Genomic DNA, 22720 nt, shown 5'->3' on the forward strand with positions numbered 1-22720 from the left:
TCGCGGGGTAGACGAGGCCCCGGGACGAAGGGTTGCACGTGGGTATGACGAAACTTCGACCGCGTCGCGAGAAGTGGCCGACCGGCTACGCGGCCGGGACCGAGGTGTCGACAGGCGGTGTCGTGCCGCCGGTGGTCGGCTCGACCGGTGGCGTCGTCGTCGGGGCGGGCGGCTCGCTCGTCGCCGGGGGAGGCGCGGAGGTCGTCGTCGCGGCGCTGGGCGACGACGAGGTGGACGCGCTCGTCGACGGTGCGGATGTGGTACGGGTGGCGTCTCCACCACCCGGAACCGGGCCCGACGTGGCCGGCGCGGCGGACTGCGAGGCGCTCGGCCCGCCGTTGGGCGTCCCCTTGTTGTCGTTGTCGCCGGTGAGCGCGATCAGGGCGATGATGACGCCGCCGGCGACGGCGAGCAGGGCCGCGCCGACGGCGACCGGGATCCATGCGGGCCGGGAGGGCGACGGCGCCCGGTTGGCCGGCGGCACCGCGGATCGGCGGGGCGGCACCGGTACCACGCCAGGCTCTTGATCTTGAAGGGTCTGATCCTGGGCGGCGCGGGCGGCTGCGGCGAGGGCTGCGGCCGTCGGGAAGCGGTCCTCGGGGTCCTTCTCCATCGCCCGTTCGACCAGCGCACGGACGCTGCCCGGCAGGTTCGCGGGCAGCGGCGGCGGGTCGTCCTGCAGGTGCTTGATCGCGATCTCGAGCGGTGAGTTGCCGGTGAACGGCGGGCCGCCCGTCAGGCAGTGGTACGCGACCGCGCCGAGCGCGTAGATGTCGGTCGACGGCGCGATCGGCTTGCCCGACGCCTGCTCGGGCGACATGTACAGGGCGGTGCCGATCACCGCGTTCACCTTGGTGACCGAGGTCACGTTGGAGGAGCGGGCCACGCCGAAGTCGACGAGCGTCACCGCCCCGTTGTCGCCGACCAGGAGATTGTTGGGCTTCACGTCGCGGTGGATGATGCCGTTGCTGTGCGCGGCGTGCAGCGCGTCGGCCGCCTGCGCCACGATCGCCATGGTCTCCTCGGCCGACAGCCCGCCCTCCCGGATGATCCGCTCGCCGAGCGGCCGGCCCTCGACGAACGCCATGACCAGGAACATCGTGCCTTCGGGGGTCTCGCCGTAGTCGTAGACGCCGACCACGCCCTTGTGCCCGATCGACGCCATGATCCGCGCCTCGGCCCGGAACCGGCTGCCGAACTCGGCATCCCTGGTCAGACCCGGCAGCAGCACCTTCACGGCGACCGTCCGGTTGAGCGTCTTGTCGGTGGCGCGGAAGACCTGCCCCATGCCGCCGCTGGCGACGAACTCATCGAGGCGGTACCTGTCGCCGAGCACGTCTCCTGGTCCCAACACGACGATGACCGTACCCAACGACGGCACCCACGACACGCCGGGCGCGCAGAGTGGGGTATGTACCCTGCATTGGCGTAGAGTCGGGCAACGGCCGTCCCGCTTCCCCAGATCGCCGACGACGAATCGGCCCCGGGTGGAGATGAGCCGCCGGGAGGGGCGAAGAGGTTCGATGACAGGCATGGGTGACCAGGCGGAGTCCTGGACGACCACGATGCGCGCCGAGCAGGCATCGCTCGACCTCGGTGCTGAGCTCGGACCTGCCGACCCGACGGCATACACGATGCGCAAGCCGATCCCCGAGCCGATGCCGATGGACCATCACGGTCCGGCGCGGATCATCGCGATGGCCAACCAGAAGGGCGGCGTGGGCAAGACCACGTCGACCATCAACCTGGGCGCGGCCCTCGCCGAGTACGGGCGGCGGGTCCTGCTCGTCGACTTCGACCCGCAGGGCGCCCTGTCGGTCGGTCTCGGCGTCAACCCGCACAACCTCGACCTGACGATCTACAACATCCTGATGGACTCCGACGTGACCGTCGAGGACATCCGGATCAAGACGGACATCGCGGGCCTGCACCTGCTGCCGGCCAACATCGACCTGTCGGCGGCCGAGATCCAGCTGGTCACCGAGGTCGCCCGCGAGATGGCCCTCGCCCGGGTGCTGCGACCGGTCCTGAAGGAGTACGACTACATCCTGATCGACTGCCAGCCCTCGCTCGGTCTGCTCGCCATCAACGCGCTGACCGTCGCGCACGGCGTCATGATCCCGCTCGAATGTGAATTCTTCTCACTTCGTGGTGTGGCGCTGCTGCTGGACACGATCGACAAGGTCCGCGAGCGGCTCAACTTCGACCTGGAGCTCGAGGGCATCCTCGCCACCATGTATGACAGCCGCACCACCCACTGCCGCCAGGTGCTGCAGCGGGTCGTGGAGGCGTTCGGCGACAAGGTGTATCAGACCGTCATCACCAAGACCGTCAAGTTCCCCGAGTCCACGGTCGCCGGCGCGCCGATCACCACCCTCGACCCGTCGTCCTCCGGTGCCCGCAACTACCGGCAGCTTGCCCGCGAGGTCATCGCCCAGCAGGCCGAACGGCGGTTGTAGTAGCGGTTTTCCGGGCCGTTTGCGCTACGGTCTTCCGGTGACCGACCCTGCCGCCGTGGACGCCGCGTCGGCGCCCGCCGTGGACGCTACGGACGCCGTGGACGCAACAGCCGCTCCCGCCGTGGACGCTGCGTTGGTGCCCGCCGCGGACGCCGCAGCCGCGCCCGCGGGTTTCCAGGTGCGGCTGGCCAACTTCACCGGGCCGTTCGACCTGCTGCTGCAGCTCATCGGCAAGCACAAGCTGGACGTGACCGAGGTCGCGCTGCACACGGTCACCGACGACTTCATCGCGTACATCCGCGCCATGGGCGACGACTGGGACCTCGACGAGGCATCGGAGTTCCTGGTCGTCGCCGCCACCCTGCTCGACCTGAAGGCCGCCCGGCTGCTGCCGTCCGCCACCGTCGAGAACGAGGAGGACCTGGCCCTGCTCGAGGCCCGCGACCTGCTGTTCGCGCGGCTCCTGCAGTACAAGGCCTTCAAGGAGGCGGCCGCGCACATCGCCGGCCTCGAATCCATCGGCTCCCGCCGCTATCCGCGCTCCGTCTCGCTCGAGCCGCAGTACGCCGAGGCCCTGCCCGACCTGGTCCTCGGCGTCGGCCCGGCCAGGTTGCTGAAACTGGCACTGCGGGCGTTCACCCCGAAGGCCGACCCGCCGCTGGTGTCGATCGCCCACATCCACATGGTCCGCGTCAGCGTCCGCGAGCACGCCAACATCGTCCGGGACCGGCTCATCGAGCAGCGCGAGGCCACGTTCAGTGCCCTGTGCATCGACTGCGAGTCGACCCTCGAGGTGGTCGCCCGGTTCCTGGCGCTGCTGGAGCTGTACCGGGAGGACCTGGTCTCCTTCGAGCAGGTCCAGGCGCTCGGGGAACTGCTCGTGCGCTGGACGGGCCCGGACGACGCGGCGGCGGCGGCGATCGAGGTCGAGGAGTACGAGGGCTCGCCCGCCCCACCGGACACCGCGGCCGCCCCGCCCGACCCGGACGCCGATGCGGTGGATGCTGAGGATGGGGTACGCGATGACGAGCCGGACGTATCGGATGAGCCGGACGTGAGTGTGGAAGCCGGTCGGGACAGCGAGGTGGACCAGTGAGCCAGGACGAGCAGTCGAGGTCGCTCGCCGACCAGGCGGCGAGCTGGGTCCCGCCGTGGGCGCGCGTCGAACCCCCCGCCCCGACCCCGGCCGACGAGCCGGTCGTCGAGCCGGTCGTCGAGCCGGTCGTCGAGCCGGTCGAGGAGCCGGTCGACGAACCGGCCGAGGAGCCGGTCGACGAACCGGCCGAGGAGCCGACTGAAGTTGACCTTGGAGAGTTTGTCTCGTCAGGGGCGGACAAAGTCTCCGAGGTCAACTGGCCCGAGCCCGCCGCGCCCGAGCCTGCCGTCGACGTGGAGCCGGAGCCCGAGCCGGAGCCGGTTGCCGAGGCTGAGCCCGAGCCCGATGTCGAGCCGACTGTCGAGTCCGAGCCGACTGTCGAGGCTGAGTCGGTTGCCGAGCCCGAGGTTGAGTCGACGCCCGAGCCGGTTGCCGAACCCGACCCGGTGGCCGAGGTTGAGCCCGAGGTCCAGCCGGTTGCCGAGGCTGAACCCGAGTCGGAGCCCGACGTCGAGCCGACTGCCGAGGCCGAGCCGACTGTCGAGGCCGAGCCGACTGTCGAGGCCGAGCCGACTGTCGAGGCCGAGCCGACTGTCGAGGCCGAGCCGACTGTCGAGGCCGAGCCGACTGTCGAGGCCGAGCCGACTGCCGAGGCTGAGTCGGTTGCCGAGCCCGAGGTCGAGTCGACGCCCGAGCCGGTTGCCGGGGCTGAACCCGAGTCCGAGCCGGTTGCCGAGGCTGAGCCCGGGATCGAGTCGACGGTCGAGTCCGAGCCTGCCGTCGAGCCCGACGTCGAGCCGGTTCCCGAACCCGAGCTGACCGCCGAGTCCGAGCCGGTTGCCGAGCCCGAGCTGGCCGCCGAGCCCGAGGCCGAGGTTGAGGCCGACCCGGTCGCCGGGCCCGAGTCCGAGGCGGCGGCCGGTGGTGAGGCGCTGTTCGACCTGCCCGCCCCCGCCCCGGCCCCCGTCGAGGCGGCTCCAGCCGTCGCGGAGATGTCCGACACCGAGCTGCGCGGCGCCGTCGAGGCGATCCTGCTCATCGTCGACGAACCCGCGACCGAGGTCACCCTCGCGCAGGTGCTCGACCAGCCCGTCGACCGCATCCGCGGGGTCCTCGAGGACGTCGCCCGGCAGTACACGGAGCTCGGCCTCGGCTTCGACCTGCGCCGGGTGGCCGGTGGGTGGCGGTTGTACACGAGGGCGGAGTTCGCCCCGTACGTGGAGAAGTTCGTGCTCGACGGGCAGCAGATCCGGCTGACCCAGGCGGCCCTGGAAACACTCGCTGTGGTCGCGTACAAGCAGCCGGTAACCAGATCGCGCATCTCGGCCATCCGCGGTGTCAACTGCGACGGGGTGGTCCGTACGCTGGTGACGCGGGGTCTGATCGAGGAGACCGGCAGTGAGCCCGAAAGCGGGGCGTTCCTGTACCGGACGACGTCGTTGTTCCTGGAGAAACTCGGCCTGGACAGCGTGGATCAGTTGCCGCCGCTCGCCCCGTTCCTTCCCGACGACATTGATGAGATCGCCGATGCCCAGCGTTGACCCGTCCACCAACCTGCCCACCGACCCTGGCACTTTCGAGGGTTCCGCGTTCGACGCGCCGCCGGACGCGGTGCGGCCACGCAACGAGGAGCGGCTGCAGAAGATCCTGGCCGCCGCCGGCCTCGGGTCGCGGCGCAACTGCGAGCGGATGATCGACGAGGGGAAGGTCACCGTCAACGGCAAGGAGGCCACCCTCGGTGACAAGGCCGACGCCGTCCAGGACGTCATCCACGTCAACGGGTCGCGCCTGGTCACCGACACCCGGATGGTGTACCTCGCGCTGAACAAGCCGGCCGGGGTGGTGTCCACGATGGACGACGACAAGGGCCGCGAGGCGCTCGCCGACTACGTGCCCAACATCAGCACCCGGGTCTTCCACGTCGGGCGTCTCGACCTGGAGAGCGAGGGCCTGCTGCTGCTCATGAACGACGGCGGGCTGGCGCACAAGCTGATGCACCCGTCGTACGAGGTGGCGAAGACCTACCAGGTCGAGATCGCCGGGCCGGTGCCGCGGGCGATGGGCCGCGAACTGAAGGCCGGTATCACGCTCGAGGACGGGCCGGCGAAGGTCGACTCGTTCAAGGTCGTCACGGCGTACGGGAAGGTGGCGCTCGTCGAGGTCGTCCTGCACGAGGGGCGCAACCACATCGTGCGGCGGATGTTCGACGCGGTCGGGTTCCCGGTGCAGCGGCTGATCCGCACGCAGATCGGCCCGATCCGGCTCGGCGATCTCCGCCCGGGCAGGACGCGACACCTGTCCCAGGCGGAGATCGGCGCACTCTTCAAGGCAGTCGGAGAATAAGGACCGTCAGGTGCTGCGGCGCATCGCCCGGATGCCGACGGCCAGCCCGATGACCGCCGTGGCAGCCGCGGCGATCGCGCCCCAGAGCACGGCGCGGTCGTCGACCGTACCCGCGAACAGGAGACGCTCGGCGGTCACCATGTGGGCCAGGGGATTGAAGTGCGAGGCGACCCGCATCCACTCCGGCCCGGTCTCCAGGGGCAGCAGCATGCCGGACAGGATCATCAGCGGGAACAGCAGCGTCTGGTGCACGACCCAGAACATCCAGTCGTTGCGGCGCACCGCGACGGCCAGGGCGTAGCTGAGCGACCCGAGGCCGACCCCGAACACGGTCAGCAGGGCCAGGCCGAGCAACGCGCCGGCGGGGTACAGGTCGAAACCGAACGGCAGCATGACCAGCACCACGATGATCGCCTGGCCGGCGAGGGGGACCATCTCCTTCAGCGCCCGGCCGACGAGCAGCGCGTGCCGGGCCAGGGGAGTGACGAGCATCCGTTCGTGCGCGCCGGTGACGAACTCGCCGAGCAGGTTCGCCCCGACGGTCGACGTGCCGAACAGGGTCGTCATCACCAGGATCGCCGGCACGAACCACTGCCACACGTCGCTGCCGAGCCCGTTCTCCTGGCCGCGCAGCGAACCGACGAGCAGCGGCCCGAACAGCGCCAGGAAGACGAGCGGCTGGATCATGCCGAAGATCAGCGAGAACGGCGAGCGCAGCAGCGGCCGCAGCTCGCGGGCCGCGACGATGCCGACGTCACGAAGTGCCAAGGTGCTCATGAGTGCTCCCGGAGGTTGCGGCCGGTCAGGGACAGGAAGACGTCGTCGAGGGTCGGTCGTTGGATTTCGGCGGTACGGACAGCGCCTGGAACAGCAGCGACGAGCTCCGGCAGTGCTGCCGGGCCGTCGCTGACGCGAAGTTCGAGGGTGTCCGTGGTCTCGGTGATGTCGCGCGCGCCGGGGAGCGCGGCCGCTGCCTTGGCCAGCAGCGGCAGGTCGCCGGTCAGGATCAGCCGGTCACCGGCCAGTTTCGCCTTCAGCGCCCGCGCGGTGTCGTCGGCGATCACCTCGCCGTGGTCGACGACCACGACCCGTTCGGCCATGGTGTCGGCCTCGTCGAGGTAGTGGGTGGTGAGCACGATCGTCATCCGGTGCTCCTCGCGCATGCGCAGGATGTGCTGCCAGAGGTTGGCCCGGTTCTGCGGGTCGAGCCCCGTGGAGGGCTCGTCCAGGAACAGCAGCCGCGGTGCGTGCACCAGACCGATCGCCACGTCCAGCCGGCGCCGCTGCCCTCCGGACAGGTCGGACACCTTGCGGTCGCGCAGCTCGGTCAGGTCGAGGGCCTCCAGGAGCTCGTCCGTGCGCCGCGCGGCGGACCTGCGGTCGAGGCCGTAGATGCGGCCCTGGGTGCGCAGCTCGTCGCCGACGCGGTGGATGTGGCCGGCGCCGTTGCCCTGGCCGACGTATCCGATCTGCCGGCGGACCTCGGCGGCGGCGGTGGCGACGTCGTGCCCGGCGACCGTGGCGGTGCCGCTGGTCGGCGCGATGAGCGTGGTGAGCATCCGCAGGGTGGTGGTCTTGCCCGCGCCGTTCGGTCCGAGCACCGCGACGAGTTCGCCGGGCGCGATGTCCAGGCTGATGCCGCGGACCGCGTGCACCGTGGTCTTCCGGTTGACGACGAAGTCCTTCGTCAGAGCTCTCGTCTGAATCATGCTGCCGATATTGCCGGCAGATGCGGACAGCCTCTGTCCTGAACAGCGGGCGATACTGGACCCATGTTGGAGACCTCGGCCCGCCTGCTCGCCCTGCTGTCGCTGCTCCAGGCGCGCCGTGACTGGCCGGGCCAGACCCTCGCCGACCGCCTCGAGGTCAGCCCGCGCACGGTCCGGCGCGACGTCGACCGGTTGCGCGACCTCGGGTACCCGGTGCAGGCGACCCGCGGCCCGGACGGCGGATACCGGCTCGACGCCGGCTCGGAGCTGCCGCCGCTGCTGTTCGACGACGACCAGGCGGTGGCGGTGGCCGTGGCGCTGCAGACCGCCACGATGTCGGTCGAGGGGGTGGAGGAGGCGGCCCTGCGGGCCCTGGCGACGGTGCGGCAGGTGATGCCGGCCCGGCTGCGCCAGCGGGTCGACGCGTTGCAGGTGACCAGGGTGGCGAAGACCGGCTGGCAGCCGTCCCGGGTCGACACCTCGGTGCTCCTGGCGATCGGCCAGGCGGTGCGGGCGCGGGAGGTGCTGCGCTTCGACTACGCCGGGGTGCGCGAGATGGCCGCCGGGACGCCGGGGGACCGGCGGCGGGCCGAGCCGTGCCACGTGGTGACGTGGGGCGGGCGGTGGTACCTCATCGGCTACGACCTGGACCGGTCGGACTGGCGCACGTACCGGGTCGACCGGATGACGCTGCGCACCCCGAACGGCCCCCGCTTCACGCCCCGGCCGCTGCCGGCGGCGGACGTGGCGGCGTTCGTGGCGGAGCGGTTCGAGGGGCACGACCCGCTGCCGTGCCGCGGGGAGGCGATCCTGCACGCGCCGGCGGCGGCGATCACCGAGTGGACCCGGGGTCAGGCCATCGTGGAGGTCGTGGGGCCGGACCGGTCCCGGGTGAGCGCCGGGTCGTGGTCGTGGACGGGGCTCGCGGCGTGGTTCGGGATGTTCGACGTGGAGGTCGAGCTCATCGGGCCGCCGGAACTGCGGGCGGCGACGGCGGCGCTGGCCGCCCGGTTCACCCGGGCGGCCGGCGCTTCGACGTAGGTGGTCAGCCCTTGCGGACCGTCTCCAGTGCTTTCGACCAGGTCACCGTCTGGTCGAGCACAACGCCGAGGGTGCCTTCGTGCTGCGGGCCCGGCTTGAACGACGAGAAGTTCTCGAAGTCGGTGAACAGCGACAGCGCCACCTGTGCGCGGACGTCGGCGACCTGGAGCTCGCCCATGATCAGCCGCAGGTGCTCGACGGCGCGGGTGCCGCCGACGCTGCCGTAGCTGACGAAGCCGGCGGCCTTGTTGTTCCACTCGCCGTAGACGAAGTCGATCGCGTTCTTCAACGCGCCGCTGGTGGAGTGGTTGTACTCCGGCGTCACGAACACGAAACCGTCCAGCTCGGCGATCTTCGCGGCCCACCGCTTGGTGTGCTCGTTGGCGTACTGCCCCATGGACGGCGGCACCGCCTCATCCAGGTGCGGCAGGTTGTAGTCGAGCAGGTCGACCAGCTCGAACTCCGCGTCGGAGCGGCGGCTCGCGATGTCGTAGACCCACTTGGCCACGGCCTCGCCGTTCCGGCCGGGACGGGTGCTGCCGAGGATGATTCCGATCTTGGTCATTGCCCAACCTTCTCATCGTCATGGGTGACGTGTCACCGACACCGTAGCGCAGAACAACGGTGATGTGTCACCCATACCAGTAGACTTCGTGGTGTGACGGATCCGGCCTGGCTCGACGAGCGGGAGCAGCGCGCCTGGCGCGGGTTCCTCGCGGTCAACGCCGCGGTCCGGGGTCGCATCGCCCGTCAGCTCCAGCAGGAGACGGGCCTGTCCAGCGCGGACTACGCGGTGCTGGTCAGCCTGTCCGAGGCACCCGGCGGCCGGCTGCGCGTCTTCCAGCTGCGGGTCGCCGCCGACTGGGAGAAGACCCGGCTCACCCACCAGATCACCCGTATGACCAGCCGCGGCCTGGTCGCCCGTGAGCCGTGCGCGGACGACCCCCGCGGCGCGTTCGTCGTGCTCACCGAGGCCGGCTGGGACGCGATCACCGGCGCCGCCCCGCTGCACGTCGCGCACGTGCGGCACTGGTTCTTCGACGCGCTGCGGCCCGAGCAGGTCGAGGCGCTGCTGGACCTCAACGACACCGTCCTGGGTCACCTGCGTGAGGCCGACCGCACCATGGGTGCGCCATGTCCACCGTGCGATGTGCCACCTTCCTGCGACGACGTCCTCCCGTGAGGTAGGGCCATTGGCCGGTCAAGTACTGTCGAACAGCAGTTGTCATCGGGGTGAAGGAGTCGGCGTGTCAGGGACCAACGGCCAGCTGGTGGTTGCCGTCGACGGGCCCTCCGGCTCCGGCAAGTCCACGATCTCCCGCCGGGTGGCGCAGGCCGTCGATGCCCGCTACCTGGACACCGGCGCCATGTACCGGGCGGTGACCTGGGCCGTGCTGCGCGACAACGTCGACCTCACCGACGCCGAGAAGATCCACGCCGTCGCGGCGAACGTGACCCTCACCATCGGGACCGACCCGGCCGCGCCGCACATCAGCGTCGACGGCGTCGGCGTCGACCGGGAGATCCGCGGCGCCGAGGTCACCCAGGCCGTGTCCGCCGTGTCGGCCGTCCCGGGGGTGCGGGCGCGGCTCGTCGCCCTCCAGCGCGAGATCATCACCGAGGCGGCGCGGATCGTGGTCGAGGGCCGCGACATCGGCACCGTCGTCGCTCCCGACGCCGACCTGAAGGTGTATCTCACCGCCTCCGCGGACGAGCGGGCCCGGCGCCGGAGCACCGAGAATGCCGCCAGCCAGGCCGCGACCGCAGCCGACCTGGCCCGGCGTGACAGACTTGACTCGACGCGCGCCGCGGATCCACTTCGCCAAGCCGACGACGCCGTTGTGCTCGACACCACGGCGATCGGTATCGACGAGGTGGTCGAGCGCCTCCAGCGGATGCTGGACAAGGTCACCGCATAAGGCGAGCGCCGGCCCCCCGGCCGTGAACAAAGGACCCCCGTGAGCGCTGAGGCATCCACAGGTGCCGAGGTCGACGTCGACGTTGTCGATGACGTCGAGCTGAGTGTGCCGATCGTCGCCGTCGTCGGCCGACCCAACGTCGGCAAGTCGACCCTCGTCAACCGCATCCTGGGCCGCCGTCAGGCGGTCGTCGAGGACGTCGCCGGCGTGACCCGGGACCGCGTCGCCTACGACGCCGAATGGACCGGGCGGCACTTCACCGTCGTGGACACCGGCGGCTGGCTGCCCGACGCCAAGGAACGGGCCAAGGCCATCGCCACCCAGGCCGAGATCGCCACCCAGACCGCCGACGTGGTGCTGTTCGTGGTCGACGCCACGATCCCGCCGACCGCCGACGACGAGGCCGCCGTCAAGATGCTGCGCCGCAGCGGCCGCCCGGTGATCCTGGTCGCCAACAAGGTCGACAACGCCCGCATCGAGGGCGAGATCTCCAGCCTCTGGGGCCTCGGCCTCGGCGAGCCGTTCCCGATCTCGGCCCTGCACGGCCGCGGCGCCGGCGACCTGCTCGACAAGATCCTCGAGGCGCTGCCGCTCGCCAAGCCGGCCGTCCCGCGCGAGGCCGGGCCGCGCCGCATCGCGCTCGTCGGCCGGCCCAACGTCGGCAAGTCCAGCCTGCTCAACAAGCTGGCCAAGGAGGAGCGGGCGGTCGTCGACTCCGTCGCCGGCACCACCGTCGACCCCGTCGACAGCCTCGTCGACTTCGGCGGCGAGACCTGGCACCTCGTCGACACCGCGGGCCTGCGCAAGCGCGTCTCCCACGCCAGCGGCACCGAGTACTACGCCTCCCTGCGCACCAACGCGGCGATCGAGGCGGCCGAGGTGGCGATCGTGCTCCTCGACGCGAGCGAGGTGATCTCCGAGCAGGACCAGCGGATCATCACCATGGTCATCGAGTCCGGCCGCGCCCTGGTCATCGCGTTCAACAAGTGGGACCTCGTCGACGAGGACCGCCGCCACCAGCTCGGCAAGGAGATCGAACGCGAGCTGCGCCGCGTCCCCTGGGCCATCAGGGTCAACGTGTCCGCGCTCACCGGCCGGGCGGTCGACAAGCTCGCCCCCGCGCTGAACACGGCACTGGAGAACTGGGAGCGTCGCGTGCCGACGGGCCAGCTCAACCAGTGGCTCACCGCGCTCGTGCAGCAGACCCCGCACCCGGTCCGCGGCGGGCGCGCCCCCCGCGTCCTGTTCGCCACCCAGGCCGGGGTGTCGCCGCCGAAGTTCGTGCTCTTCACCACGGGCGTGCTCGACCCCGGCTACGTCCGGTTCGTCGAGCGCAAGCTCCGCGAGGAGTTCGACTTCCTCGGCACCCCGATCCACATCACCGTGAAGCCCCGCAAGAAGAACAGCCCTCGCGGGAAGAAGTAACCGCCGCGGCCGACCTGCGGGGCAGCAACGCTTCCGTGGCGACGGCCGCGACGACGAGCACGGCGAACACTGTGAGTCCCATGCCCGCGAGTTCGACCGGTGCGTGCCGGAGCTGAGGCCCGCACCGGCGCCGCACCTGGGCTGCTGCTGGCCCGCTTCCGCCCGGCCGGCCCCGGGGCCGGTCAGTGCTAGGGGCGGGGACCGACGATCGAGACGCCGCCCTGGGACTCGCCGAACTCCCAGCCGGCGATCAAGTCGTAGGCGCCCTCCAGGGCGGACGAGCCCGGCGGCCACCACCCGGCCGCGATGTAACCGGCGCCGTCGCTGCGCGCGTCGTCCTCATCCAGGGCGTGCAGGCGCAGGTGGTCGCGCGCAGCCGCGGGTCCGCGACACCGTCGAGGACCGGCTCCCACCGCGCGGCGGCCTTCCTGGTGTTCGCGATGAGCTGCCTGGGTCCGTGCGCGGTGAATGTCGCCTGCCGCATCGCGTCGAACAGCGTCCCGTCCGTGGCGATGCGCAGCGACGCAGCCACCGTGCACCGTTTCGCGCCCCGCCCCGCCAGGTCGATGCCGAAAGGCGGCCAGGTCCGCTCCGCGCACCCCACCCGCTGCGAAACACGCGGCAGGCAGCTGGTCACGCAGTTCCTCGTCGAACGCGAACCGCGAACCGCCCAGGTCATACCGCCAGGTGAGCGCCGCGTGGTCCGCATCGGCCCAGGTCGCGTCGACCTCCGGCACCGCCACCGGGGCGCCGCCGGCCAGTGCCTGCGGGGTCAGCCACCGCGCCGGCAGCAGGAACTCGTCGAGGACGTCGCCGCAGTAGATCTCGGCCGGCTCACCGTCGCCGATGGAGCGGCCGAGCAGCAGCTCGAAGGCCGCCCGGAGCGCCGCGTCCCAGTCGTCGTCGACCGCTGCGTGCATCCGGCACCGCCGGGTCGCAGGACCGCCACACCGATCTCGAGCCCGCCCCGGGCCGCTGCGGTGTCCATCACGTCCGGCAGCGTGGCACCCGCCCCCGCCCCGGACCGTCCTGAATGGACACCGTTGGTCACGACCTCATGTGGTGCTCACCACTGGTAGCTGCGGCCCAGGTCGTGCCCGGTGTTCGGGTCGACGGGCGTCGGGTGCACCCGCAGCAGCGACTGCACGCTGCGCAGCAACGCGTCCGGGCTGAACGGCTTCACCATGTGGTGCACGGCCCCCGCCATCACCCCGCTGCGCACGACGTCCGGCTGCGACAACGCTGACAGCAGCATCACCGGGATCTGCGCGGTCTCGGGATCGTGCTGCAGCTGCTCGCACGCGCTCAGCCCGTCCTGCCCCGGCATCATGATGTCGAGGATCACCAGATTGGGCAGGCACGCCACCGGCCGCGTCGACCGCGGCCAGCCCGTTGTCCGTCTCGATCACCTCGAAGCCGGCCTTCACCAGCTTGTACGCCACCATCCCCCGCAGATCCGGGTCGTCGTCGACGACGAGAATCCGCGCGGTCTGCCCTTCTGCCGCGATACTTCCGGCAACGGCGATGCTCATTGGGACGCCTCCTGTGTGTTGAGGTCTCCCAGATTCACCCTCCCCGGCTGCCCTCCAGCGGCCACGCGGTTGCCGGCTGGTTGTGTGCCCCGGGTCACACCCCGCTTGCGGGTCCCAGCAGGTCCCACCGGTTCCCGGCGATGTCCTTGAAGACGGCGACCTGCCCGTACACCTCGGAGCGCGGCGGCCGCACGAACTCGACACCGGCCGCGGTCATCCGCGTGTAGGTGGCGGTGAAGTCGTCGACCTGCAGGAAGAAGCCGACCCGGCCCTTGACCTGCTCGCCGATCGCTTCACGCTGGTGCTCACCGTCGGCCCGCGCGATGAGCAGCCCGGTGCCCCCGCCGGGCGGCCGCACCACGACCCACCGCTTCGGCTGCCCGTCGGTGGTGGTCGACGGCTCGTCCTCGACGAGGTCGAACCCCAGCACGTCGGTGAAGAAGGCGATCGCCGGGTCGTACTCCTCCACCACGATCGTCACGAGATCAAGTCGCATCCCCGCACCTTAGCCGCGACGGGGGATACTCCCGCGCGATGCGGTGAGGGGATGCGCTAGTCTGTAGCGGCTGCTCCGGACGGCGTCCGGATGCACGGGACGTAGCGCAGCTTGGTAGCGCACTTGACTGGGGGTCAAGGGGTCGTGGGTTCGAATCCCGCCGTCCCGACGCAGGTCAGAGGGCTGATCCACTTTCGGGTCGGCCCATTTTGGCGTTCTGGGGACCAGATCGGTCAAGTGCTGCTCGCGTAGCGCACCTTGACCGGTGGTCAAGGAATCAGAGCGATTCCTTGACCAGCTCGGCTTCCTCGGTTTCAGAGCACGGCGGATCGTGTTTGAATCTTCGGCCCGTCCGTCAATCGTGTTGGTCGTGGCCGGTGTCAGGTGACGCGTCGAGGGCGATGAGACAGGCCCCTACGTCGTGGGCATCCGGGGATCCGAGGCGGGTGTGCAGAGCCAGGGCGTGTTCATAGTGGTGCCGGGCGCGGACGAGGTCGCCGAGAATGTGGTGGGCGCGGCCGGCGCCGGTGTGGGCGCGGGCCTGCTGATCGGGGATAACGCTGGTGCTCAGGGCGGCGGTGTGGTGGGTCAGCGCGTCGGCAGGGCGACCGGCGGCGAGGGTGGCTTCGCCCAGGCCGTTGAGCGCTCGGATTTCGCCGCCGCGCTCACCTGACTCCCGGAAGAGGGTGAGGGCCTGCGTGTGGAGCGCGATGGCCTGGTCAGGCCGGCCGAGGCGGGTCTGGACGCTGCCGAGGCCGTACAGCGCCCAGGCTTCCCCGCGCGGGTAGCCGAGCTGTCGGATCAGGGCCAGCGCCTGCTCCTGGCGGTCGGCGGCTTCCTGGTAGCGGCCCAGCCCCATCGCAGCGAGGCCGAGGTTGTGCAGCGTCATGGCTTCTTCGCGGGGGTAGCCGAGCCGTCGGTACCGGACCAGCGCCTGCTCGAGGCGGTCGGCGGCGGCCTGATGGCGGCCCAGGTGGTCCTCTGCGACACCGAGGTTGTGCAGAGCCATGGCTTCGCCGATTGTGTGGCAGGTCTGCTGGTACAGGGCCAGCGCCTGCTCGAGGCGGTCGGCGGCGGCCTGGTAGTGGCCTCGGTGGTCCTCGACGACGCCGAGGTTCGTCAGCACGCGGGCTTGGCCGATCAGGTCGCCGGCTTGCCGGAACAGCACCGACGCCTGGACGAGATGCTCCGTGGCCAACTCCAGCCGGCCGAGGCGAACGTTAATGGTGCCGAGGCCGAGCTGCGCGTGGGCCTGCCCGGCCGGATCACCAGCTTGCCGGGCGGCGTCGCGGGCGTGTGCGTGGATGGTGAGCGCGTCGATGTAGTGGCCGCCCTCGAGATAGCGGTACAGGGTCATCGACAGCCGCACGGCGTGGGCGGGCCAGCCATGGGTGGCAGTGTGCGCGGCAGCGGCTACCAGGCAGGGCCGTTCGGTGTCCAGCCACCGCAGGGCGGTGCCGGGGCCGGCCAGTTCCGGGGTTGGGGTGGTGGCCGGCGCAGCGGTGCCGGGCCGGCCGTGGGCATCGACGAGGCGCAGCTGTTGCGTGGCGGCCGCGGCAGTGACCAGGTAGTAGTCGAACAGTCGGGTCGACGCCGCCCGGCGGTCGGCGTCGGAGTCGTGCGCGGTGGTGAGGGTGGTGGCGTAGGCGCGTAGCAGGTCGTGCATGCCGTACCTGGCCGGGCCGGTGGGATGCACGAGGTGGGCCCGGGCGAGCCGGTCGAGGGCGAGGCGAGCCTGCGACAGGCTGGTGTCGGTGAGCGCAGCGGTGGCGTAGGCGTCGATGTCGGGGCCGGGGTGCAGGCCCAGCAGCCGGAAGGTGCGGGCGGCGTCGACCGGTAGGTGGCGCATCGACCAGGAGAACACCGCCGTGACGGCGGCGCGGGGGTCGCCGTCGGCGTCGAGCAGGTCCAGGCGGTGCTGTTGGTCGGCCAGTTCGATGACCAGTTCGGCCAGTGGGGTGGTGGGGCGGGCGACGGCGAGTTCGGCGGCGACCCGCAGCGCCAAAGGTAGATGGGCGCATTGGGTGGCGAGGGTGGCCGCGGCGTCGGGGTCGGCGTCGACGCGGTGGCCGATGAGCCGGCGCAGCAACGTGATCGCGTCGGCTGGGGGGAGTAGGTCGAGGTCGAGGCGGTGGGCGCCGTTGACGGCGACCAGTCCGGCGAGGCTGTCGCGGCTGGTCACCAGGACCAGGCAGGAACCGGTTCCGGGTAGCAGGGGACGGACCTGGTCGACGGTGGCGGCGTTGTCGAGCGCGATGAGCAGGCGTCGGCCGGTGAGCTCGGTGCGGTAGCGGGCGGCGCGTTCGTCGAGGTCGGCGGGGATGTCGGTGCCGGGCACCCCGAGGGCGGTGAGGAACCGGGCCAGCACCTCGGCGGGGGTGGCGGGCTGGTCGGGGTCATAGCCGCGCAGGTTGACGTACAGCTGCCCGTCGGGGAACCGGTCGAGGGTCTGGTGTGCCCAGTGCACCGCGAGGGCGGTCTTGCCCACGCCGGCCGTGCCGGCGATCGCGGAGATCACCACCGCGGCCGGCCGGTCATGGTCGTCGAGCAGCTTGGTGAGCTGTCGCAGCTGGTCGGCACGGCCGACGAATCCGGCCACGTCTGCGGGCAGCTGCGCCGGAACGGGTCGTCCGTGCGCCGGGGGAGTGCCGGCGGCGCTCGTCGGGGCCTTGTCTGCGGGCTGCTGGTCGGTGCCGTCGAGCGCGGACCGGCAGAACCGGTCCCGTTCGGCGCCGGCAAGCACGAACGCGTCGGCCAGCAGTCGTACCGTTCCAGGCCGGGCGCGGGCGGTCTGGCCGGCTTCGAGGTTACGGATGGTGCGCACGCTCACGCCCGTTTTGGCTGCCAGGTCTTCCTGCGTCATACCTAGCCGCCGGCGGTGGGCCCGTACCTGCGCGCTGAACATCCGATCCTTTCCGTAGAAGCCCCAGCACCCGCTGGGTGAGGACCGGTGCATCGGCCCTGACCGATGCCGTGCCCATGATGCCAACGGGCGAAGTTGCCGGTCAACTGCCGCCCATTGACCTGGCGGTTACCACCGCGTCCGGCGATCGTAAGGGACGTCGGCGAAGTGCCGATACCAGGTATCGGCACTTCGCCAAGGAAGACGCGCGCCAGGGTGATGGGCCGGCAAACGGGGGTGGCCCATCTGTACCTGCCGAAAATGTCATCCTGGCAGGTCAGGCGGCATGTTCGTACTCGTGGAGGATGCCGCCGAGGCGGTCACGTCGATGGATGCTCAGGTGTGCGAGCCGGTGCGGGTCGGTGATCGGTCCGGGTAGCGGTGCGAGTGGTCGGGCGTTGGCGATGCCCTGATGCGGTCGGTGTTCGTTGTAGAAGACCTCGTACTCGCGCAGCGCGTCACGAGCCCGCGGATCGAGCGCACGGTGCGTGGCCGTCCCCGCCGTCGGGGCCGCGACACGGCCGTGTTGCGGCGGGCATGCAGGTCGCGGTGCCAGCGAAGCGCCGTGTCGGGCCGCACCAACAGCCGCAGACGGTGCAGGTTCGGTCGGGGCAGCTGGTGCAGCAGCGCCGCCAGCAGCGCCCGATCGGCCGGCTCGAACCGGACCCGCTGCCCGCCGAGCTGGCGGTGTAGCACCGCGAGCTGGTGCCGCAGGGCGAGGATCTCCGCATCCTTATCCCGGGCACTGCCCGGCAGCAGCCGCAGCAATGCGAACGCGTTCGTGATACCCAGGTACGCCAGTCGCAGCGGCATGGGTCAGAATCACCGCCGGCGAGGGCAAGGGGCTCGCGGTGACCGACGAAACAAGATCGTATTTGTGTGCCGGAAACACCAGTTGACCAGCACGGACGTATTTGTCGGCAGGTGCAGGAGCCCGCGAACCCGCTGGCGAACGGTGACACGCTTGCATCCGTTGGTGCTGGCTGTCAGGGCGCGGCGAGGTCGGTGGCGACGAGGGTCGCGTACGTGTCCAGCAGTTCGGCCCGCCAGGTGTCGCTGCCGGCGCGGTCCAGGACGTCGAGGAGGTCGCTGGCGGCCTCGAGGCTGAGCTTCGACTTCCACTTGCGCCAGTAGAGATAGGTCTCGACCGTGCGGTGCCGGTCGCAGAAGCGGGCCAGGTTGCGGGTCAGGTCGGTCTCGCGCCGGCGGAGGTCGCGGCGGAGCGGGCCGGGGCCGAGCGGGTGGATCTGGTGCCAGTTCACCGCGGACGGCTCCACCCGGAAGGGGGCGCCGGCGCGGTGCAGGCGGTAGCTGAGATCGGTGTCTTCCATGCCCCAGCCGTGGTACTGCTCGTCGAAGCCCCCGACGTCCTCCAGCAGGGCGCGGGGGACGGACAGGTTGGCTGTGGTGCCGAGGACCCACGGCAGCCGGAAGCCGGTCAACCCGGCGCCGTACCGGCGCACGATCTGCGGGTAGTTGTCGCCGTCGTCGCCGAGCCCCGCGATGTCGAGCGCCGCCGCGTGGTCGGTGTGGATGTCGGCGGGCGCGATGAGGTCGAAGTCCTCGACCGCCATGCGGGCCGCGATCGCCGGATGCCGGGTGGCGAGCTGCAGGAAGTCCGACTCCTGCATGGGCAGGGCGTCGCGGCGCCAGCTGGTGAGGCAGCGCGATTTCCAGCCGATCACCACGCCGCTGGAGTGCCGCTGTGCGGAGTGGTGATGGGCGACGAGGTCGGGGGCGGCGATCCGGTCGTCGTCCAGGAACAGTACGTGGTCGCCGTCGGCGGCGCCGATCCCGGTGTTCCGGGCCGCCGAACGGCCGGCATTCTTCTGCGACAGATAGACCAGGTGCACATCGGCGCGGTACTGCTGGACGGTCGCCCGGCTGGTCCCGTCGTCGTCGTCGACGACGATCAGCTGGAAATTCCGATCGGTCTGCACGCTCAGGGATGCGAGCGTGTAGGCGAGATATCCGGGCTTCCCGCAGGTGGGCATGACGACGGAGATCGAAGACAAAAGATAGTCCCTGAGGTGAATGCGGAAACGGCAGGAAATTGTGCAGGAACTGCGTCCGCAGCAACGCCGTCAGAAACGGCCGGAAGCACGACCGGCGGCTCGTAATACGGGCTGAGCCGCCGGTCGTCGGATGGTGGCGCCGGTTACGCGGGGGTGGTGGCGCCCGGTGTCCCGGCCGGCCGTGGCGGCTTCCGGTCGATCTTCAGGTGCAGCTCGGCCAGGCGCTCGGCGGAGATCTCCGTGGGCGCGCCCATGAGGAGGTCCTGGGCGTTCTGGTTGAGGGGGAACGCGATGACCTCGCGGATGTTGGGCTCGTCGGCGAGGAGCATGACGATGCGGTCCACACCGGGCGCGATCCCGCCGTGTGGCGGCGCGCCGAGTTGGAACGCCCGCAGCATCCCGCCGAACTCCTGCTCGACGCGCTCGGCCGGGTAGCCGGCGATCTCGAACGCCTTGAACATGACCTCGGGGCTGTGGTTGCGGATCGCGCCGGAGGACAGCTCGATGCCGTTGCAGACGATGTCGTACTGCCAGGCGAGGATGTCCAGCGGGTCCTTGGTCCGCAGTGCCTCGAGGCCACCCTGCGGCATCGAGAACGGGTTGTGGCTGAACTCGATGCGGCCGTCGTCGTCCATCTCGTACATGGGGAAGTCGACGATCCAGCAGAAGCGGAAGGCGTCCTCGTCGAACCGGCCGGTGCGCTTGGACGCCTGGACCCGTACCTCGGACATGATCTTGGAGACCTCGGCGGGGTCGCCGGCGTTGAGGAACACCGCCGTTCCCCCGGTTGCCTTGACCGCGCCGCCGAGCGCCTGGACCTCGTCGTCGGCGAGGAACTTGGCGATCGGCCCGGTGACCTTGCCGTCGTCGTCGAACCGGACCCAGGCCAGTCCCTTGGCCCCCCGCGCGACGGCGAGGGCCTCCATCTGGTCGAAGAACGACCGCGGCTGCCCGGCGGTGTCCGGCACGGCCAGGGCACGCACGTGCCGGCCGGCGAACGCCCGGAACTCGCTGGTGGCGAACACGTCGGAGACGTCGACGAGCTCGAGGTGCGCCCGCAGGTCCGGCTTGTCGGTGCCGTACCGCAGCAGTGCGTCGCGGTAGGTGATGTGCGGATACGGCGACGTGGTCTCCCGGTGCGGGGCGAACTCGCGGAACACGTCGGTGATGACCGACTCCACGGCCTCGAAGACGTCGCTCTGCTCGACGAAGCTCATCTCGATGTCGAGCTGGTAGAACTCGCCCGGCGACCGGTCGGCCCGGCTGTCCTCGTCGCGGAAGCAGGGCGCGATCTGGAAGTACCGGTCGAATCCGGCCACCATCATGAGCTGCTTGAACTGCTGCGGCGCCTGCGGCAGTGCATAGAACCGGCCCGGATAGACCCGGGACGGCACCAGGTAGTCGCGGGCGCCCTCCGGGCTGGTCGCCGACAGGATCGGCGTCTGGAACTCGGTGAAGCCCAGGTCGAGCATCCGCGTCCGCAGGCTGCGGATGACCGCGGACCGCAGCATGATGTTGCGGTGCATCTGGCCGCGGCGCAGGTCCAGGAACCGGTGCGTCAGCCGCTTCTCCTCGGACACCGGGTCCTCGGGGAAGACGCTGAACGGCAGCGGGTCGGCCGGCCCGAGGACCTCGACGGTGTCTGCGAGGATCTCGATCTCACCCGTCGGCTGGTTGGGGTTGACGTTCTCCGAGCTGCGCGCCAGCACCGCACCGGAAACGCAGACGACCGTTTCCTTCCGAATATTGCTGAGCGATTCAAACGCGTCGCTGCCGGGGTGCGCCACCAGCTGCACGATGCCGTAATGGTCGCGCAGATCGACGAAGAGAACACCGCCGAGATTGCGCCGATTGTGTAGCCATCCGGAAACCCGGGCGTCCAGTCCCGCGTCCGCCTTTCGGAGCTGACCGCAGGTGTGTGACCGATAACGATGCATCGCCATCCAACTCATCTTCATGTGAGGATGCCATTCATCCTTCGCGACATGGCCCGGAATATCGTACATGGGCCGGTCATGAAGGGTTTCCATTGATTCTGCCCGGACCGGGCGGCAGGTATCGGGTCACCGGGGTGCGACCCAGATGGGGTTGGCGTAGAACCACAGGTCCTGCCACGGGTCGGCGTCGCCCGCCACGTCCGGAGCGGGGCCGGCCGGATCGACCGCCGCGCCGAGCAGGCCGGGCGCGGAGCGCCTGCCGTCGGTACCGCGCAGCCGCACGTACCCGGCGGTCTCGATCGGGCCGAGGTCGTAGGTGAGCGTGACGCTGCCGGTCGACCGGCCGACCGCGAACGACGTGACCACCTTCGTCTTCGGCGCGAGGAACGTGTCGCGGTCCGCCACCGGCCCGGTCACCTCGCCGCGGATGACGTCGACGCGGGCCAGTGCCGGCACGAAGTTGGCCCAGTTCGGCGTGTTGGCCAGCTCGATGCGGATGACCAGCTCCACCCGGGCGCCGCGGTGCACCACGAGGGTGTCGCCGAGCGTGACGCCGCCCCGGGTGCCGTGCTGCCGCAGCTGCACGTCGAGGTCGCTGATCAACCCGCCGTGGTCGACCCAGACCCGGCCGGCCCGGATGCCCTCCATCACCGCGGCGTAGCCGAAGCCGCGCGCGCCGACGTGGGTGCGGGTGTAGTACCCGGGCCAGAAGTCGTCGGCGGTGAGCAGGGTCGGCTGGCCGTACACCGGGTCGTCGTGGTGACCGTTGTTGCCGAAGTCGCTGGTAGCGGGGCGGGTCGCCGTCTCGCCGTACACGACGTGCGAGTCGGAGTTCGCCGTGATCCACCACGGCCTGCCCTCCGACAGCAGGCTGTCCCACATCCCGCCGACGGTGCTGGTCATCCAGTCGAAGCCGCCGTAGGTGCGGTAGCTGTCCAGCGGGTACCCGGGGAACGACGCGGAGCTGGGCACCTTGTCGTAGCCGCCGCGCGAGCCGCCCAAGCCGCTGGGCTTCGGGATGCCAGCCGCCTGGTGCCCCGGCGCGGCCTCGAAGCCGACGGCGATCCGTGGCGCGGCGTCACGCCAGTCCCGCAACTCGTGCGGCGAGTCGAGGCCCCGGCGGGCCGGGTGGTTGGCGACGAACAGCGCGTCGCCGATGAGCCGCTGGTCCACGGCCCGGGCCAGGAACCGCACGCCGGCGATGGCGAGGGCCTCGGTGACCAGCGACGGGTCGACCGCGCCGACCGCCGTGCCGTCGAAGCTGTTCTCGAACTCCTTCAGCACCGGGACCTCGTTGGCGCCCGGCAGCACGAAGACGGTGCCGTGCTCGGCCATCGGGATGTTCCACTCCAGGCCCTGGAAGACCAGCATGTCGCGGTACGCGTCGCGGGCCGCCCGGATCTGCGGGTTCACCTTGTCCACGCCGATCTTCGCGTGCTGGGGGCCACCGTGGTCGGTGATGACCATCCAGTCCAGCCCGTACGCGGAGGCGTGCCGGACGTGGTCGCTCACCCGGTACATCCCGTCGCCGCTGAACTGCGTGTGGATGTGGTGGTCGCCGGCCAGCCAGGTGTACCCGGAGCCGTGCCGCCGGGTGTTGCCGTGCCGGTCCACGTCCTCGGCGGTGTGCGCGTGCGCGGCTCCCGGCAGCAGGCTCGCCCCGGCCGCCGCGCCGGCGCCGAGCAGGCCGGCGCCGCGCAGGAACCCGCGCCTGGACAGGTCGGCCGGGGACAGTTCACTGTCCGGCACGGCGCCGTCGAGCGCGGCCGGCAGGGCGCCGTCGCCGCCGCCGAGTGGCGCGTCGTGGTGGTGATGGTGGGGGTGGCCGTGGCCCATGGGAAGACTC

Annotated in this window: 20 protein-coding genes and 1 tRNA gene; 9 read left to right on the forward strand and 12 right to left on the reverse strand. The window is 70.9% G+C overall.

Going from position 1 to position 22720, the window contains the following annotated elements:
• Positions 1–85: 85 nt before the first annotated feature.
• Positions 86–1354: a serine/threonine-protein kinase gene (locus ACFPIJ_RS58405; protein ID WP_380128207.1), complete on the reverse strand. Its 1269-nt coding sequence runs from the start codon at positions 1352–1354 to the stop codon at positions 86–88.
• A gap of 169 nt (positions 1355–1523) precedes the next feature.
• Between ACFPIJ_RS58405 and ACFPIJ_RS58410 the strand changes: the two genes are divergently transcribed.
• The 4 genes from ACFPIJ_RS58410 to ACFPIJ_RS58425 all read left to right on the forward strand — a co-directional run bounded on the left by ACFPIJ_RS58410 (position 1524) and on the right by ACFPIJ_RS58425 (position 5898).
• Positions 1524–2459, forward strand: coding sequence for a ParA family protein (locus ACFPIJ_RS58410; protein ID WP_380128208.1), 936 nt, complete (start codon positions 1524–1526; stop codon positions 2457–2459).
• Positions 2460–2496: 37 nt separating this feature from the next.
• Positions 2497–3555, forward strand: a complete 1059-nt coding sequence (locus ACFPIJ_RS58415) for a segregation and condensation protein A (RefSeq protein ID WP_380128209.1) — start codon at positions 2497–2499, stop codon at positions 3553–3555.
• Positions 3556–4304: 749 nt separating this feature from the next.
• Entirely contained in the window at positions 4305–5096 is a 792-nt protein-coding gene (gene scpB / locus ACFPIJ_RS58420; protein ID WP_380128974.1) for an SMC-Scp complex subunit ScpB, read from the forward strand.
• Positions 5083–5898, forward strand: coding sequence for a pseudouridine synthase (locus ACFPIJ_RS58425; protein ID WP_380128210.1), 816 nt, complete (start codon positions 5083–5085; stop codon positions 5896–5898). Before scpB ends, ACFPIJ_RS58425 begins: the two co-directional genes overlap by 14 nt.
• Positions 5899–5904: 6 nt before the next feature.
• Here ACFPIJ_RS58425 and ACFPIJ_RS58430 read toward each other — a convergent pair whose 3' ends face one another.
• On the reverse strand, positions 5905–6675 hold the full coding sequence (locus ACFPIJ_RS58430; RefSeq protein WP_380128211.1) for an ABC transporter permease: 771 nt from the start codon (positions 6673–6675) through the stop codon (positions 5905–5907).
• Positions 6672–7607 (reverse strand): ATP-binding cassette domain-containing protein, encoded by a 936-nt coding sequence (locus ACFPIJ_RS58435; protein WP_380128212.1) that lies wholly within the window; start codon positions 7605–7607, stop codon positions 6672–6674. The genes ACFPIJ_RS58430 and ACFPIJ_RS58435 overlap by 4 nt, the downstream gene beginning before the upstream one ends.
• 63 nt (positions 7608–7670) lie before the next feature.
• Here ACFPIJ_RS58435 and ACFPIJ_RS58440 point away from each other — a divergent pair, with 63 nt between their 5' ends.
• Positions 7671–8648 carry a helix-turn-helix transcriptional regulator gene (locus ACFPIJ_RS58440; protein ID WP_380128213.1) on the forward strand — a complete coding sequence of 326 codons (978 nt, stop codon included), beginning with the start codon at positions 7671–7673 and terminating at the stop codon, positions 8646–8648.
• Between the two features lie 4 nt (positions 8649–8652).
• Here the strand turns inward: ACFPIJ_RS58440 and ACFPIJ_RS58445 are convergent, their stop codons facing one another.
• Positions 8653–9213, reverse strand: coding sequence for an NADPH-dependent FMN reductase (locus ACFPIJ_RS58445; protein WP_380128214.1), 561 nt, complete (start codon positions 9211–9213; stop codon positions 8653–8655).
• 93 nt (positions 9214–9306) lie between these two features.
• Here ACFPIJ_RS58445 and ACFPIJ_RS58450 point away from each other — a divergent pair, with 93 nt between their 5' ends.
• The 3 genes from ACFPIJ_RS58450 (at position 9307) to der (ending at position 11992) form a co-directional block, all read left to right on the forward strand.
• Positions 9307–9831: a MarR family winged helix-turn-helix transcriptional regulator gene (locus tag ACFPIJ_RS58450; protein ID WP_380128215.1), complete on the forward strand. Its 525-nt coding sequence runs from the start codon at positions 9307–9309 to the stop codon at positions 9829–9831.
• 64 nt (positions 9832–9895) lie between these two features.
• Complete coding sequence (gene cmk / locus ACFPIJ_RS58455) at positions 9896–10567, forward strand: (d)CMP kinase (protein WP_380128216.1); 672 nt, start codon at positions 9896–9898, stop codon at positions 10565–10567.
• A 39-nt stretch (positions 10568–10606) separates the two neighbouring features.
• Complete coding sequence (gene der / locus ACFPIJ_RS58460) at positions 10607–11992, forward strand: ribosome biogenesis GTPase Der (RefSeq protein ID WP_380128217.1); 1386 nt, start codon at positions 10607–10609, stop codon at positions 11990–11992.
• 188 nt (positions 11993–12180) lie between these two features.
• On the opposite strand, the gene ACFPIJ_RS58465 is transcribed toward der, so the two are convergent.
• The 3 genes from ACFPIJ_RS58465 to ACFPIJ_RS58475 form a co-directional block, all read right to left on the reverse strand.
• Positions 12181–12912, reverse strand: coding sequence for a hypothetical protein (locus tag ACFPIJ_RS58465; RefSeq protein ID WP_380128218.1), 732 nt, complete (start codon positions 12910–12912; stop codon positions 12181–12183).
• 146 nt (positions 12913–13058) lie between these two features.
• Positions 13059–13358: a response regulator gene (locus tag ACFPIJ_RS58470; protein WP_380128219.1), complete on the reverse strand. Its 300-nt coding sequence runs from the start codon at positions 13356–13358 to the stop codon at positions 13059–13061.
• A 260-nt stretch (positions 13359–13618) separates the two neighbouring features.
• Entirely contained in the window at positions 13619–14020 is a 402-nt protein-coding gene (locus ACFPIJ_RS58475; protein ID WP_380128220.1) for a VOC family protein, read from the reverse strand.
• 95 nt (positions 14021–14115) lie between these two features.
• Between ACFPIJ_RS58475 and ACFPIJ_RS58480 the strand changes: the two genes are divergently transcribed.
• Positions 14116–14189: transfer RNA gene (locus ACFPIJ_RS58480), tRNA-Pro, on the forward strand.
• A gap of 186 nt (positions 14190–14375) precedes the next feature.
• Here ACFPIJ_RS58480 and ACFPIJ_RS58485 read toward each other — a convergent pair.
• From ACFPIJ_RS58485 to ACFPIJ_RS58505, 5 genes are all read right to left on the reverse strand, one after another.
• Positions 14376–16976: an ATP-binding protein gene (locus tag ACFPIJ_RS58485; RefSeq protein WP_380128221.1), complete on the reverse strand. Its 2601-nt coding sequence runs from the start codon at positions 16974–16976 to the stop codon at positions 14376–14378.
• Between the two features lie 282 nt (positions 16977–17258).
• The gene (locus ACFPIJ_RS58490; protein ID WP_380128222.1) at positions 17259–17735 is read right to left on the reverse strand and encodes a hypothetical protein; all 477 of its coding nucleotides are present in this window, start codon (positions 17733–17735) and stop codon (positions 17259–17261) included.
• A gap of 173 nt (positions 17736–17908) precedes the next feature.
• Positions 17909–18937, reverse strand: coding sequence for a glycosyltransferase family 2 protein (locus ACFPIJ_RS58495; RefSeq protein ID WP_380128223.1), 1029 nt, complete (start codon positions 18935–18937; stop codon positions 17909–17911).
• 143 nt (positions 18938–19080) lie between these two features.
• The gene (aspS, locus tag ACFPIJ_RS58500; protein ID WP_380128224.1) at positions 19081–20967 is read right to left on the reverse strand and encodes an aspartate--tRNA ligase; all 1887 of its coding nucleotides are present in this window, start codon (positions 20965–20967) and stop codon (positions 19081–19083) included.
• Between the two features lie 33 nt (positions 20968–21000).
• On the reverse strand, positions 21001–22710 hold the full coding sequence (locus ACFPIJ_RS58505; RefSeq protein WP_380128225.1) for a PHP domain-containing protein: 1710 nt from the start codon (positions 22708–22710) through the stop codon (positions 21001–21003).
• Positions 22711–22720: the final 10 nt, after the last annotated feature.

The organism is Dactylosporangium cerinum (assembly GCF_042653625.1).
In the GTDB taxonomy this organism is placed as follows: domain Bacteria; phylum Actinomycetota; class Actinomycetes; order Mycobacteriales; family Micromonosporaceae; genus Dactylosporangium; species Dactylosporangium cerinum.

Coding starts and splice junctions, on each gene's coding strand:
- ACFPIJ_RS58430 (WP_380128211.1), bottom strand. CDS start 6,675: ATGAGCACCTTGGCACTTCGTGACGTCGGCATCGTCGCGGCCCGCGAG.
- ACFPIJ_RS58425 (WP_380128210.1), top strand. CDS start 5,083: ATGCCCAGCGTTGACCCGTCCACCAACCTGCCCACCGACCCTGGCACT.
- ACFPIJ_RS58465 (WP_380128218.1), bottom strand. CDS start 12,912: ATGCACGCAGCGGTCGACGACGACTGGGACGCGGCGCTCCGGGCGGCC.
- ACFPIJ_RS58440 (WP_380128213.1), top strand. CDS start 7,671: ATGTTGGAGACCTCGGCCCGCCTGCTCGCCCTGCTGTCGCTGCTCCAG.
- ACFPIJ_RS58435 (WP_380128212.1), bottom strand. CDS start 7,607: ATGATTCAGACGAGAGCTCTGACGAAGGACTTCGTCGTCAACCGGAAG.
- ACFPIJ_RS58475 (WP_380128220.1), bottom strand. CDS start 14,020: ATGCGACTTGATCTCGTGACGATCGTGGTGGAGGAGTACGACCCGGCG.
- ACFPIJ_RS58505 (WP_380128225.1), bottom strand. CDS start 22,710: ATGGGCCACGGCCACCCCCACCATCACCACCACGACGCGCCACTCGGC.
- ACFPIJ_RS58485 (WP_380128221.1), bottom strand. CDS start 16,976: ATGCACCGGTCCTCACCCAGCGGGTGCTGGGGCTTCTACGGAAAGGAT.
- ACFPIJ_RS58490 (WP_380128222.1), bottom strand. CDS start 17,735: ATGCCGCTGCGACTGGCGTACCTGGGTATCACGAACGCGTTCGCATTG.
- ACFPIJ_RS58445 (WP_380128214.1), bottom strand. CDS start 9,213: ATGACCAAGATCGGAATCATCCTCGGCAGCACCCGTCCCGGCCGGAAC.
- aspS (WP_380128224.1), bottom strand. CDS start 20,967: ATGGAAACCCTTCATGACCGGCCCATGTACGATATTCCGGGCCATGTC.
- ACFPIJ_RS58410 (WP_380128208.1), top strand. CDS start 1,524: ATGACAGGCATGGGTGACCAGGCGGAGTCCTGGACGACCACGATGCGC.